The sequence below is a fragment of the Hymenobacter sp. BT188 genome (assembly GCF_014333585.1).
Lineage (GTDB): Bacteria > Bacteroidota > Bacteroidia > Cytophagales > Hymenobacteraceae > Hymenobacter.
The window spans coordinates 398,030-411,461 of the sequence record NZ_JACSCW010000005.1; the positions used below are offsets into that span (position 1 = coordinate 398,030).

The following is a 13,432-nucleotide window of genomic DNA, read 5'->3' on the forward strand; positions in this document are numbered from 1 at the left end:
ACAAGCACTACATTAGTGCCACTGGCCTCTACGCCGCCACCCAGCCCTCCCGCATCGCCTGTACTACCAGCCCTACCAGTGTTTTGGCCCCCGTTTTTTGCAGTAAAGCCCGGCGGTGGCTTTCCACCGTGCGCACGCTCAGAAACAGGCGGTCGGCAATTTCCTGGTTGCAGTGGTCGGCAATTACCAGCCGTAATACCTCCAGCTCGCGGCGGCTGAAAGGTGTAGGCGGCGCGCTTCGGCGGGCAGGTCGGGTGGCGCAGCCAATAGAATCATCCGGGCGAATTAGGCCGCCTACGCACTTTATCAATTCCGTGGGTGTAGCGCGGCGTGGAAGTAAAGTGTAGCCCATTTGCGCCAGCAGGTGGCAAGTAGTACTGGGTAGGTGCCGCCTAGTGAGGAGCACTAGTTGCTGCTGGCTGTGGGCGCCGTGCAGCTGCAGCAACTGGGGCAGCAAGCTGGAGTCGGCAGCCATGGCATCGACAATAACCAGCGTGAAGCGCTGCTGTGCCAGCAGAGCCAGAAGCTGGTCGGGGTCGGGGAGGATACAAATGCGCAGGGTCGGCCATGTTTCGCGCAACATAGCAGTCAGGCCTAAGCGGTGTAGCGTGGATGGGGCAGCAACTAATACATCCCCTGCGGGCATAGTCATATAGATTGCTAGGTCAATTCATGAGTAAAAATGAAATGGTGTAGCAAAAGGTGGATAGGTAGTAGCGCGGGTACTTGAAGTATATAAGTAGCTGAATGTATAGAGCTTATAGGAGGAAGTCAAGTTTTTGTATTGAAAAAGGTAAAATTCATATCGGAATGATTAAATTATAAGTAGTTGCTTTTACTACCGTTAGGCAGTGTAAAAGTGCTAGCAACTCCAGCTATATAGCCCGGTTGCGCTGCGCTAATTTGCCCCCGGAGCCTTACAAGTGTGAGGTAGCGTACTTTTGGCCCTGCACTTCGCAAGCCTTACCTTCTGGCTACCTTCGGCTGCTCTTATATGAGTAACAACCAAAGAGGTGCTCGCCGTATAAGTTAGCGCCACGAACTCTTCCTGTTATGCCTCCTATGCTTGATCCTGTGCCCTTCTTTCAAGACTTCGTGGAGAATCTTAACCAGGTCTTCTTCGTGTATGACCCTGCTGCAAACGAAGTAGTATTCGTGAACGAGGCCTATGAGCATATAATGGGCGGCAACCGTAATCAGGTGAACCAGGAGCTGCACCAACTCATTGCGCGCCTGCACCCCGATGACCGCCCTTACTTAGCTAATTGCTGGCGGCGCTGGCAGCGTGGCAGGCTGGAAGAAAAGGAAATTGAGTTCCGCCTGCTGGATCCTGATGGCAACCTGCTGGATCCTGATGGCGCGGAGCAATGGCTGCAGCTGAAACCTTACCGCCAGCAAACCGGGGCTGAAAAAGAGTTGCTGGGGGGCTTTTTAGAAGTGATTACCAGCCAGAAGGAGTATATAGCCAACGCTGATAAGTTCAACGCCAAGAAAAACGCCACCTTGGAAATTCTCTCGCACGATTTGGCGGGGCCGTTTATCATGCTACAGCAGCTGGCCGAATACATGGGCGAGCAAGTTAGCTCCTTGCAGAATGAGAGACTCAATGAGATGATAAGCATCATGCAGACCACCTGCAAGGAGAGCGTAAATCTCATCCGCGATTTTGTGGATCAGGAGTTTCTGGACTCCGCCAACGTGGAGCTGAAAACGGAGCGTGTGGATATGGTGGAGCGCGTGCAGCAGATGATGGAAAGCTACGAGCAATCGGAGTCGCTGGTGGATAAGCATTTCCAGCTAATTGCCCCCCAAGAGCCTATTTATATAAGCCTGGACGTCAATAAGTTTATGCAGGTGCTCAACAACTTGCTGTCGAACGCCGTCAAGTTTACGCCCGATGGTGGCCATATCACCGTGACCGTGGCACAAGAGCCCACAACCGTACGCTTCACCGTAGCCGACGACGGTATCGGCATTCCGAAGGCCTTGCAGGCCGGCTTGTTTGATCGTTTTACCAAAGCCCGCCGGCCCGGTCTGCGCGGCGAAAAGACCACGGGTTTGGGGATGTCTATCATCAAAACTATTGTGGGGCTGCACCGGGGCCATATCTGGTTTGAAAGCGAAGAAGGCAAAGGCAGTACTTTCTATATAGATATTCCACTGGATCTGGCCTCAAATCCTGACGGGCAGCACAAGGCATAAAGGGCGTTGCCCCTGGTAGGGTAAGCGGTATATTATTTGAAGTCAGGCATAGTTCCCGTATTCTTGTCTCTTACTTATTTCTCCAATGCATACAGAATCTCAAAAGCAGGCCTTGTTTCAGCAGACTGAGCAACAGCTTCAGGCGCAGGGATTTACCATCGACAAGCAAGATCAATCGCGCCCATGGGGGGGCTTTTTTGTCATCAATGAAGACCAAGCCCAGCCCTTTGCCGATGCTTATTTTGATGGAATGGCCGTAGAAGACCTACGCATTTCGGGCAAGCTGAGCCCCAAGATTCTGATTGTAGCGCCCCAAAAGCGGCTGTCGTGGCAATACCACCACCGCCGCGCCGAGGTTTGGAAAGTGCTGCAAGGCCCCGTAGGTGTCGTAACAAGCTCTACCGATGAGGAGGGTGAAGTAAAAACCTACGCCGTGGGCCAGCTAATTACCTTAAAACAGGGCGAGCGTCATCGGTTAGTCGGCCTTGACGATTGGGGCGTACTGGCGGAAATCTGGCAGCACACCGACGCCACCCAGCCCTCTGATGAAGACGACATTGTGCGCGTGCAGGATGATTTTGGCCGCTAATCAGCAGGCTGAACTTTAAACTTGCATCTACATAAAAAAGGCCGGCCCCACACTGACGAATCAGCGTGGGGCCGGCCTTTTTTATGTAGATGCAAGCTGTTATTTTTTCATTGAAATGGTCACAACTTTGGCGCCATTCACTTTGAATTTACACTCGTCGAACTCGGGAGCCCTCATAGTAGGCCACACGTTATTCGAGAAGGCATACGGCTCGGTAGGAATACCCAGAAAGTTGCGGTCTACCAAGTCATTCTCGTTCATGTCTTGGGTAAGGGCTACAGCCCATTCGCCATTGGGCAAGTCGATGGGCAGCGTAATTTGTTTGCTGCCCGCGGGCTTCACATACTTGAGCATGGTATAGTTGCCCCGCTTCAGAAAATTCTCCTTCACGTTGTAGAAGTACAGCTTTAGTGTCGCCTTGGTAGAAGGCAAGTCGGTCACGACTACACTTACCGGGGAAGTGCCAGCAGAAGTGGTGGCACCGAGCGGAGCCGCTGACAATGTAGTTCCAAGCGCAAGTAGCGCGACTTCAAAAAACATCATAAGCTTAGTGTAAGAGGAAAAAACAGTCAGCACAACGAATGCACGGTTCTACCCCAGTGTGATACCGCCTCAAACAGATTTGCTAAGGTTGGCCGGCTTCCAGGCATTGGGCATACAGGCCACAGCGCCAATAAGTTTCCTATTGGGCCGCGCGCCGAATTATACTGACTGTAATAAAGCAACACACTGCCGGGCAATGGCCAGCTCCTCATTGGTGGGCACCACCAGAATCTTCACCCGCGCTTCCGCCTGATTAATTTCGCGTAGCTCCTTGGCCCATTTCTCGTTGCGGCCGTCATCAAGGTGAAGGCCCAGGAACTCCATGCTTCGGCAGACCAAGGCGCGAATACGGGCGTCGTTTTCGCCCACACCGGCCGTGAATACCACAGCGTCGAGGCCGTTGAGCACGGCAGCGTACGCCCCAATGTACTTCTGAATGCGGTAAGCATAAAGGTCGTAGGCCAGCGCGGCGGTGGGGTCGCCAGCTAGCAGGGCTTTGGTAATGTCGCGCATGTCGCTGAAGCCAGTAAGGCCCAGCATACCACTGTTTTTGTTGAGCAGGTTTTGCACCTGAGCCGGCTCATAGCCCCGCTCATTTATCAGATGGAAAATAATCGACGGATCAAGGTCGCCGGAGCGCGTACCCATCACCAGGCCACTGAGCGGCCCAAAACCCATGCTGGTATCCACCGATTTGCCCCCCAGCACGGCTGCCATGCTACAGCCATTGCCCAAGTGAATGGTGATGATCTTGGCTGCCGGGTTGCCCAGGTAAGTAGCGGCCTGGGCGGCCACATACTGGTGGCTGGTGCCATGAAAGCCATAGGCCCGAATGCCGAACTCGGTGTAGAATGACGTAGGCAGCGCGTAACGGAAGGCTCTGGGGGGCAAAGTTTGGTGAAAAGCCGTATCAAACACCGCTACTTGCTGGGCCTGAGGAAACAGGTTTTCGGCCACCTCAATACCCAGATAATTGGCCGGATTGTGTAAGGGAGCCAGGGAGAATAGTCGCTTGATTTCAGCCTTCACTGCCGGGGTAATGAGCGCCGTAGCAGCGAAAGCCTCGCCGCCGTGCACCACCCGATGCCCCACCACTTCAATTTCCTGTGGGTCGCGGAGTACGCCTTCTGTTGGGTCGGTGAGCAAGCCGACAACTTCCCGCAACCCAGCCTCGTGGTCGGGCAGGGGCAGGCTGCGCTGGATAACAGCCCCGGCGTCGCTGGTGAAAACGTTGTGGGTGATACTGGCATCGGGCAGGCCGATGCGCTCCACCAGACCGCTGCACACGGGCTGCTCGGCGGGCCAGCGGAAGAGTTGATACTTAATAGAGCTGCTGCCGGAATTGATGACGAATAAGTACATAGAAGTCGCTTACGTACTGGCCCCCACTTCTAGTTCACTTGAATTCCCTGAAGTCATCGCCTAAACTTATCTAAGCCGATAAAGCACTCGCTTTACCATTCGACCAAGGCCTCAACTCATGAGCCTTCGCCCGCCAATAGAAGGCAGCTGGATTCGATGAATTGTTTTTAAACTACTTGTAATGAGTTAGATAGATAAAGTATGAATTAATAATCTCCTTTTTGTTTGGTAACTTTGAAAAACAAAGTACTTTTGAATTGTCGTTCGATATAAGGAAAGGATCATCGGAAAAAACCTCAGAGCAATTGCGTCAATGGCTAACCTAACAGCCTGTTCCTAAAGGGTGTAGAAGCTTTTAACTGAAAAACCATGAGTATCTCTTCCGCACTTGATCGTCTTCATAGTAGGGTAAGGCAAACTAGATGGCTCCGGGATTTCACCGTTTTCACTCGGATAGTTTTGGCTATGGGTTTTTTGCCTTCAGGTTACGTTAAAATTGTGGGTGAGCGGTTCACCGATTTGCCCATTTGTCATCCAATGGGTCATTATCTGGAGGCATTTCATCGCACTGGGTTTTACTACACGTTCGTGGGAGTGGTGCAGGTAACGGCAGCCTGTTTATTGCTGATTCCGCGCACCGCAACCTTAGGTGCAGTCCTTTATTTCCCCATCATTTTAAACATTTGTATCCTGACGTTTGCAGTGCGTTTTGTAGGATCGTGGGTGACTGCCCCTTTAATGGTACTGGCTAATTTATACCTGCTTTGCTGGGACTATGACAAATTAAAATTTATCCTTCCGTTCAATAAACAAACAGATCTGATAAGCTAATAATAAGAAAAGAAATTATTATAAATACAGAAAGGAGAATGAAAAAAATGTTATTCATGCTTGTTGCTACATTGCTATTTACAGCTGCTTGCGAAATTATGCCCGCCAATAGTTTAATAGATTGTAGGAAGCAATGTAAAGACAGTGATAAATCTAGAGCATGCTACGAGTTCTGTGATTGTATTCACAACAACTGCCAACCGCTGGATACTTGTTTAGCTGCATATGATAAGGCTGCAAAAGATAATATTGGAAAGCCTTAGGTTTGATTTGCTGTTTCTGCAGTTTTGGATTTATTTAAATAGTTGAGCGGCCCTCAAAATTAATAATAACCCATTTTATTTTTAATTTTCACTTTCATTTAAAAAGAAAACTGTCATGAATGCTACTTCAAATGCTTCGACACCTATTTCAAGTTTAATAGGCTGGCTGTTTGGCCTGCTGGCTTTGGCCATCGGCATCGTGAATACCTTTTGGGGCAATGATCCCGGATTCGGACTCTTTATCATCGCATTATCTCTTGCTTTTTTTCCTCCAGTGAACGCCTTCATTAAGGCAAAAGCTGGGTTTGCAATTCCTAGAATAGTAAAATGGCTCTTGGGCTTCTTTATTCTTTGGGCATCGTTAGGTGTGGGTGAACTCTTTGATAAGATTGACCTGATGATGGCATCTTTCTAATCCTTGAGCAATGCCCTTGCGGCAAATGTAGAGAGTTGAAAACTAATTGTTTAAATCTGTTACTTGGCTGTTTCTCAAAACATCCACAAGGACCATGAAAGAAAATGCAATGCAAAGGAAAACCACCCCATCAAGTATTATCGGTTGGGTATTTGGTATAATTGTTTTTGCTATTGGCGTAGCAAATGTATTCTTAGTGCACCCCGTTCCGGGGATTGTTTACCTGTTTCTATCATTAATATATTTTCCTCCGGTCAATGCTTTTCTCAAGGAAAAAACTGGTTTTTATATTCCTGGAGTTATAAAAATAATCTTGGGCATAATTATTATACAATTCACCTTAGGCGTGAGTGATCTTGGGGATATGATTGATGATTTATAGATCTGCGGCTTGCATTTCTCAGATCAATGCGTTCGACGGGCTAGCGAAACAGTTGACATTTGATGGGACTATTACTGTAGTTGACGACGAAGATGTTCATAGAATAAAATAATACCCTTAACTCTACTTTCTGGGAGGGAGGAGCATAGTAATGAGTTGGAGGCAAGATCGAAACAGGATAGAAAAGTTCTGTACGTAGCACAATTGACGATGGGTAAAATGAGTAGATTATCCAAGTGTTACTTTTCATGCGCGGATCCGGCAAAGTGACCTGTATCAAATTTCACCAACCATAATTTTCTCGGCGCCTAAGTTTATTATTAAATAAAATCAAAATAATTAAAAAATGTAATACATTTATATACTTTAGGTCCACATAATCCTATACCTCACTTACCCTTCAACATTTTTTTGAAAAATAAAATGAAAAAAACAATTACATCAACGATGCTTTTTGCTGCCCTCTTGCTCACGGTCGCAACAAATTCAGTGCAAGCACAAACAAAACCCGCTACACTGGCGCGCTATAAAGACACGGTGGAGGAAAACCTCAGTGCGGATGCGGATATCAATATTGTGACTGAGTATGTGAATACGTTAGTAGGAGGAAATGCAGATAAGGCAAAAATGCTTTTGGCAAGCAATTACAAAGGGTATGGTCCTTCTGCAGCCGACTCATCTACTGCTGAGAAAGTAGTGAGCGGATGGAAGCAGGACTATAAGGTGCAATCAAACCGAAAATTCGACTTTGTAAAGGCGACGTTTCGTGTTAAATCGGGGAATTTCAAAGGTAATTGGGTGTCATTGTGGGGCAATTACAGCTTCACTCAAAGTGGCAAAAATGTCACATTCCCTGTTCACTACAACGCTCACGTAACAAACGGGAAGATCGACCGGGACTATATCTACTTTGACAGGTTGTCTGTGTACCAAACCCTGGGCTACAAGCTGGCACCTCCCGCCGCTGCGGTGGCTAAGTAACGATTCGTCAGGTTCAAATAAAAAGTCCCGCCTACAGTATTTGCTATAGGCGGGACCTCTTATTTGATTTTAAATTTATGGCCGCACGACCTACCTGTATTGTGGCAGATTCCGCCCTATGCTACTAATTACCCCTGCGCCTGTATAGCGGTGATAATCACCGTATTCACTACGTCTTCCACGGTACAGCCTCGGCTCAAGTCGTTTACCGGCTTATTCAGCCCTTGTAATACCGGGCCGATGGCTAAGGCGCCGGTTTCGCGCTGCACGGCTTTGTATGTGTTATTGCCGGTGTTCAGATCGGGAAAAATGAGCACGCTGGCCTGGCCGGCTACCGTGGAGTCGGGGAGCTTCTGGCGGCCCACGATGGGGTCGACGGCGGCGTCGTACTGGATAGGGCCTTCCACTTGCAGGTCGGGGCGGAGCTGGTGCACGAGCTGGGTGGCGCGGCGCACTTTCTCTACTTCCGCGCCTTCGCCGGAGGTGCCCGAGGAGTAGGAGAGCATGGCCACGCGGGGCTCGATGCCGAAACGCAGGCTGCTTTCGGCCGAGGAAATAGCAATTTCGGCTAGCTGCTCGGCAGTGGGGTTGGGGTTCACGGCGCAGTCGCCGAACACGGCCACACGGTCGGGGAGGCACATAAAAAACACGGACGACACCACTGACATGCCGGGCTTGGTTTTAATAAACTGCAGGGCCGGCCGGATGGTGTGCTGGGTAGTGTGCACCGCCCCCGATACCATGCCGTCGGCGTGGCCCTGGTAAACCATCATGGTGCCGAAGTAGGAGACATCCGTCATCATGTCGCGGGCCATGTCGAGGTTCACGTTTTTGGCTTTGCGCAGCTCGTAGAGGGTTTCGGCATACTCGGCGAAGCGGGGCGCGTGAGCCGGGTCAAGCAGCTGGATTCGGGTCAGATCGAGGCTTAAACCCAGGCGGTTGACGGCGGCCGTGATGGCCGTGGGGTCGCCGAGAATGGTCAGGTCTACCACGTCCATCTGCTGGAGGCGGGCAGCGGCGCGCAGAATCCGGTCGTCGTTGCCTTCGGGCAGCACAATGTGGCGGCGCTGGCTTTTGGCCCACTGCATGAGCTGGTACTGAAACATGTGCGGCGTGATGCCCTCCGCCTTGAACGTGACCAGCTTTTCCTCCAGCGCGGCCACATCTACATACTGCTCGAAGGTGCTGATGGCTAGCTCAATTTTCTTCGGGTTATCGGGCGAAATGCGCGACTGGATAGCGCCTATCTGGGTGGTAGTGAGGAAGGTGCCAGTGGAGACGGACAGGATGGGTATCACGGTTTCGAGGCCTTCGAGGAGACGTACCACGTACTCGTCGGGGCCGATGTCGCCGGTGAGCACGATGCCCGCTACTTTCGGGAAGTTGGCCGAGGCATTGGCCTGCAAAGCGCCCAGAATAATGTCGGCGCGGTCGCCGGGCGTGACGATGAGCACGTTTTCCTTAATGCGCCGCAGGAAGTTAGGTACCTGCATGGCCCCGGTGATGAAATTGTCGACCTGGTTGCTCAAAAGGTGTTCGCCGAGCAATAATTTTCCCCCCAGCTGCTCCTGAATCTCCTTCATGCTGGGGCTGCGCAGGCTTTGGTTTTCGGGAATAACAGTCAGGACGATGCCTGCCGGTAATTGCCCTCTAAGCAGCTCGCGCACGGTATCGGCTTCGCTGGGGGGCATTTTGTTAACCATAATAGCCAACACTGGTACCTCCCGGGCTTCGAAGCTGCGCAGCATCGTGAGGGCAGCATTCACTATTTGATTAGTCGTTTTTGCCTCGCCCGAAATCATGAGAATAGCCGGTGCACCCAGATTCTTGGCAATGGAAATATTGGCGTCAAATTCAAACGCTGTTCCCGCTCCCAGAAAGTCGCTGCCCTCCACCACGATGAAGTCGTAGTGCTCCTCTAAAGCCTTGAACTTGTGTATAATAGTATCAATGATATCGCCTTGCGTGTCCGTTTCCACCAGGTGCATGGCCGCCGCGCGGGTGTAGGCGTAGGCACCATCATAGGTGATGGGCAGCCTGAAATGGCCGATTATTGTTTCGATGTGGGTGTCCCTTTTTTCGGCGGGCTCAAAGTTGATGATGGGCTTAAAGTAGCCGACTCTGGGCGTTTTGCGCAGCAGCATGTTAATTAAGCCCAACGACACGAGCGACTTGCCGCTGTACGGCTCAGCGGCGGCAATGAAAACGGTTTTGGTCATGATGCGAAAACGAGGGTAGGTACTGCTGTACGGTTTGGAAGCGAGGTGAGGCGGAACAGAATTGTGGTTACGGAGCGAATGGCATGCTTCGTTTCACAAGTAATACCTCCTAACCCAAAGCAACAGCTACTGTTGCGTTTCCAACGTATTTAACCATGTGTAACTCGTCAGCTACCGCCCTGATGCACAAGCTTTTTACCTAAGTATTAGCCGTATGTCTGCAAAAAAGCCCCCCAGCACGTATATCAATCCCATTCTCAACGAGGACTTTCCCGATCCAACCATTATACGGGCCGCCGATGGTTATTATTACGCCTACGGCACCCAAACAAAATGGCGTAAGCAGCTCATCATCAATATCCAAGTGGCGCGATCCGCTAATCTCATTGATTGGGAACTGCTGGGTGATGCGCTGCCGCAAAAGCCCACTTGGGCCGACACGACCCAAAAGCTGTGGGCGCCCCATGTGAGCGAGCATGACGGCCTCTATTACTTGTACTTTTCGGCGTTGCCAAACGTTGCTAAAAAGGAAGATCTGTGCTTGGCTGTAGCGGTGGCTGAGGCGCCAGCTGGCCCGTTTGTGGATATTGGTCAGCCGCTGCTTTGCGGCAAAAGCTTCATTAACATTGATCCCATGAGCTTCGACGACCTTGCTACGGGCAAGCGCTTGCTGTACTGGGGCTCGGGCTTCGGGCCGATTAAAGTGCGGGAACTAGCCCCCGACCGCGTGTCTTTTGCCCCCCAGAGTGCTAGTATTGAACTGATTCACCCAGTACCGGATAAGGCGCCGACCAACTATCAGCGCTTGGTAGAAGGTGCGTGGGTTATTCTGCGCGATGGGTGGTATTACTTGTTTTACTCCGGCAACAACTGCTGCGGCCCCGATGCTCATTACGGCGTGCTGGTCGCCCGCTCGCGCAGTGCCACCGGCCCTTTCGAAACCTTGCCCCAGGCCACCGGCAACCCAAATAGTATGCTGCTCGAAGGCAATGAGCACTGGCACGCTCCCGGCCACAACTGCGTGGTGACCGATGCGGCCGGGCAGGATTGGCTGGCCTACCACGCCATCGACCCGCGCCAGCCTACCTTCGACGCCGTCGACGCTGAGCAGGGCTACTCCCGCCGCATCATGCTCCTCGACCGGCTGGAATACCAGGATGGCTGGCCACGTTTGGTCAGCGGTGGCACTCCTTCGCATAAAGCTCAACCGGCTCCGATTACCGAATAAATGGTCCGAAAAAAAGCCTCCCAAGCCTTTCTTCTGCGCCCCTTATTAGGTAGATGGATGACGCACAAAGCAGGTGGGGTGTGGGGCTTTTTGTCGCCTTTAATTGAGCTAAAAACCAGTGCCCTAGTGCCATGGGTGAAACATAAGGAAACACCACTTCTTACTTGAGTTGCTAAGCATAGAATAATATAATTTTTATATGTACACAGTGGTCTTTATTTAGATATATACTATCACGTTTTCAGTCTAATAGGATGTTTTGGCTCATGAAAAATTTATAATAATCATCAGATTATTGACCCGCTAATATTGGAATTGTGGAATAAAAATGGCGTAACAACAAGCGCTGCGCTAAAGCAGAAGCGAGCTTGTTGTTACGCCATTTTTATCTCCCATTTTTGAAGAAACTCTACACGCTCGTTTTACTGCTGCTTTCCTTACGGGCTAGTGCCCAAACGGGAGTCTCAGTTCCAGAACTTGCCCACTTCGATACCGCCATCCAACAGTTTGTGCAGCGGTGGGACGTGCTGGGCGCGTCGGTAGCGCTTAGCCGCGGCGATAAGCTCGTGTACGCTCGTGCTTTTGGCTACGCCGATCATGCCCGCACCATTCCGTTGCAACCCCACCATCTGATGCGGGTAGCCAGCTTATCGAAGCCCATCACGGCGATGGCCATTATGAAGCTGGTGGAGGAAGGGCGCCTCGACCTCGCTCACAAAGCCTTCGGGCCGGAGGGCTATCTGTCAGCTGCTTACTACACGGAGGTTATCGACGACCGCCGCATCTATGATATCACGGTGCAGCAATTGCTGGAACACAGCGCCGGCTGGGACCGGGAGAAAAGCTGCGACGGTTTTGCCAGCTGCGACCCCATCGATTTTCCTGAGCATGTGGCCCAGGTAATGAACGTGCCCAATCCCGTGGGCGACTCTACACTAGTGCGCTTTATGCTGAGTAAAGGTCTGCACTTCCGGCCCGGCGCTCGCTACGCCTATTCTAATATTGGCTACCTAGTGCTGGGTAAGATAATTGAGGCCGTAACCCTGCAATCGTACGAAGGCTGGGTGCGCGACCACCTGTTGCTGCCCAGCGGCGTGCGCGAAGCTCACCTCGGACGCAACTTGTTGGTAGATAAGCAGGAGCGTGAAGCCGAGTACGACAGCCATTTCCAACAATCGTCGTGCTACGGCACCGGCGAAACGGTGCCGGCGGCCTACGGCGGCTGCAACGTAGAAGCCATGAACGCCCACGGCGGTTGGATATTCACCGCCCGCGACCTTACGCGCCTGCTCATGGCTGTGGATGGCGCTCCGGGGCAGCCAGAGTTGCTAAACGCGGCTACTATAGCTACAATGGTAGAACCCTCGGCCGTAAATGCGCGGTATGCGAAAGGGTGGCAGGTAAACAAGGGCAACCGCTGGCACAGTGGCTGCCTCGATGGCACGGCCACCTATCTGGTGCGGGCGGCAAAAGGCTATACCTGGACTATCCTGCTGAATACCCGGCGCGATGACGCTGCCTTCTGGACCGAGCTTGACCGCTTGGGCTGGACCTGCATTCGTGGTGCTTCCAAGTGGCCTGCTCATAACCTGGTTGTGCCTGATCAAAACGCCGCCCAGCTTACGGGTACTTCCTTCACGAAAACGAGTGCTCTGCTTAAGTGGGCCAATGGTACCGGCAACCGTCGGTTGGTACTCATGAAAGCCGATAGCCCCGTTGATGACTTTCCCCTCGATGGCGCCGACTATGTGGCTAATGCCCGCTTTGGTAAAGGACAGGCATTGTCCGGCGGTAGCTTCGTGGTAGCCAATGGCGAAGTGGATACGGTGATGGTTAAAAACCTGGACCCGAACCGGGCTTATTTCGTGCGCGTCGTGGAGTATGCCAAATCGGAGACGACCAGCCATCAGGCACTTTATGCGCTAGAGGAGAATGCCACGATGATTTTGAATGAACATTTAGCTGAACCTTACCTGGTGGCTGCCCATACCGAGTTGCAACTGGAGCCTAATTCAGCTTACACTGAGCTTGCGCTGCAACTAGTGCCCGCCTCTCTTGCCCCCGATGCTCAGTACCTGGCAAACGGAATTTTGTCCCCCGGCGCTGCCTCTCCTGCGCTAGAGTCACTAAGCAATCAACCGAGCCGAATCCGCGAATCAGGACGCGCGGTGCTGCGTTTGTTTACGAAGTAGTGCCGGCTGCGCATAGCTGACGTAGTACTGCACTCAACCGCTGACAGCGTCTCGCTAGCCTGTTGATTACGGCTATTGTAATCAATAACAAAAAAGCCCCCCAGTAGACATCTAGGGGGCTTTTTTGTATGACTATTAGATGCAGAAAGAGTAACAGACTGCACATTGCTCTGCTGCCTGCCGGAGAGAATGCCTGCCTGTCCCGGCGGAAGTGGGAGAGTTTAC

Annotated in this window: 12 protein-coding genes; 8 read left to right on the top strand and 4 right to left on the bottom strand. The window is 51.7% G+C overall.

The features are described from left to right. Positions 1–28 precede the first annotated feature (28 nt). On the bottom strand, positions 29–652 hold the full coding sequence (locus H8B13_RS16535; protein WP_187311908.1) for a helix-turn-helix transcriptional regulator: 624 nt from the start codon (positions 650–652) through the stop codon (positions 29–31). Positions 653–1,053: 401 nt separating this feature from the next. On the opposite strand from H8B13_RS16535, the gene H8B13_RS16540 reads away from it, so the two are divergent. After that, entirely contained in the window at positions 1,054–2,202 is a 1,149-nt protein-coding gene (locus H8B13_RS16540; protein ID WP_187311909.1) for a PAS domain-containing sensor histidine kinase, read from the top strand. 85 nt (positions 2,203–2,287) lie between these two features. Next, complete coding sequence (locus H8B13_RS16545) at positions 2,288–2,791, top strand: phosphoheptose isomerase (protein ID WP_187311910.1); 504 nt, start codon at positions 2,288–2,290, stop codon at positions 2,789–2,791. 99 nt (positions 2,792–2,890) lie between these two features. Here H8B13_RS16545 and H8B13_RS16550 read toward each other — a convergent pair whose 3' ends face one another. Further along, positions 2,891–3,334 carry a DUF2141 domain-containing protein gene (locus tag H8B13_RS16550; RefSeq protein WP_187311911.1) on the bottom strand — a complete coding sequence of 148 codons (444 nt, stop codon included), beginning with the start codon at positions 3,332–3,334 and terminating at the stop codon, positions 2,891–2,893. A 159-nt stretch (positions 3,335–3,493) separates the two neighbouring features. Further along, complete coding sequence (locus tag H8B13_RS16555; protein WP_187311912.1) at positions 3,494–4,696, bottom strand: acetate/propionate family kinase; 1,203 nt, start codon at positions 4,694–4,696, stop codon at positions 3,494–3,496. 369 nt (positions 4,697–5,065) lie between these two features. Between H8B13_RS16555 and H8B13_RS21320 the strand changes: the two genes are divergently transcribed. From H8B13_RS21320 to H8B13_RS16575, 4 genes are all read left to right on the top strand, one after another. After that, positions 5,066–5,527, top strand: coding sequence for a hypothetical protein (locus tag H8B13_RS21320; protein WP_261990416.1), 462 nt, complete (start codon positions 5,066–5,068; stop codon positions 5,525–5,527). Between the two features lie 378 nt (positions 5,528–5,905). Beyond that, complete coding sequence (locus H8B13_RS16565) at positions 5,906–6,205, top strand: hypothetical protein (RefSeq protein ID WP_187311913.1); 300 nt, start codon at positions 5,906–5,908, stop codon at positions 6,203–6,205. A 94-nt stretch (positions 6,206–6,299) separates the two neighbouring features. Further along, on the top strand, positions 6,300–6,587 hold the full coding sequence (locus H8B13_RS16570) for a hypothetical protein (RefSeq protein WP_261990417.1): 288 nt from the start codon (positions 6,300–6,302) through the stop codon (positions 6,585–6,587). Between the two features lie 411 nt (positions 6,588–6,998). After that, positions 6,999–7,568 (top strand): hypothetical protein, encoded by a 570-nt coding sequence (locus tag H8B13_RS16575; protein ID WP_187311914.1) that lies wholly within the window; start codon positions 6,999–7,001, stop codon positions 7,566–7,568. Positions 7,569–7,696: 128 nt separating this feature from the next. Here the strand turns inward: H8B13_RS16575 and pta are convergent, their stop codons facing one another. Continuing rightward, positions 7,697–9,787 carry a phosphate acetyltransferase gene (pta, locus tag H8B13_RS16580; RefSeq protein ID WP_187311915.1) on the bottom strand — a complete coding sequence of 697 codons (2,091 nt, stop codon included), beginning with the start codon at positions 9,785–9,787 and terminating at the stop codon, positions 7,697–7,699. 214 nt (positions 9,788–10,001) lie between these two features. On the opposite strand from pta, the gene H8B13_RS16585 reads away from it, so the two are divergent. Together H8B13_RS16585 and H8B13_RS16590 are read left to right on the top strand one after the other, a co-directional pair. Beyond that, positions 10,002–11,015, top strand: a complete 1,014-nt coding sequence (locus tag H8B13_RS16585; RefSeq protein ID WP_187311916.1) for a glycoside hydrolase family 43 protein — start codon at positions 10,002–10,004, stop codon at positions 11,013–11,015. 398 nt (positions 11,016–11,413) lie between these two features. Beyond that, complete coding sequence (locus H8B13_RS16590) at positions 11,414–13,207, top strand: serine hydrolase domain-containing protein (protein ID WP_187311917.1); 1,794 nt, start codon at positions 11,414–11,416, stop codon at positions 13,205–13,207. Positions 13,208–13,432: the final 225 nt, after the last annotated feature.

Excerpts from the sequence above, each read along its gene's own strand:
- H8B13_RS16535 (WP_187311908.1), bottom strand. The coding sequence starts at position 652 with ATGACTATGCCCGCAGGGGATGTATTAGTTGCTGCCCCATCCACGCTA.
- H8B13_RS16540 (WP_187311909.1), top strand. The coding sequence starts at position 1,054 with ATGCCTCCTATGCTTGATCCTGTGCCCTTCTTTCAAGACTTCGTGGAG.
- H8B13_RS16545 (WP_187311910.1), top strand. The coding sequence starts at position 2,288 with ATGCATACAGAATCTCAAAAGCAGGCCTTGTTTCAGCAGACTGAGCAA.
- H8B13_RS16550 (WP_187311911.1), bottom strand. The coding sequence starts at position 3,334 with ATGATGTTTTTTGAAGTCGCGCTACTTGCGCTTGGAACTACATTGTCA.
- H8B13_RS16555 (WP_187311912.1), bottom strand. The coding sequence starts at position 4,696 with ATGTACTTATTCGTCATCAATTCCGGCAGCAGCTCTATTAAGTATCAA.
- H8B13_RS21320 (WP_261990416.1), top strand. The coding sequence starts at position 5,066 with ATGAGTATCTCTTCCGCACTTGATCGTCTTCATAGTAGGGTAAGGCAA.
- H8B13_RS16565 (WP_187311913.1), top strand. The coding sequence starts at position 5,906 with ATGAATGCTACTTCAAATGCTTCGACACCTATTTCAAGTTTAATAGGC.
- H8B13_RS16570 (WP_261990417.1), top strand. The coding sequence starts at position 6,300 with ATGAAAGAAAATGCAATGCAAAGGAAAACCACCCCATCAAGTATTATC.
- pta (WP_187311915.1), bottom strand. The coding sequence starts at position 9,787 with ATGACCAAAACCGTTTTCATTGCCGCCGCTGAGCCGTACAGCGGCAAG.
- H8B13_RS16585 (WP_187311916.1), top strand. The coding sequence starts at position 10,002 with ATGTCTGCAAAAAAGCCCCCCAGCACGTATATCAATCCCATTCTCAAC.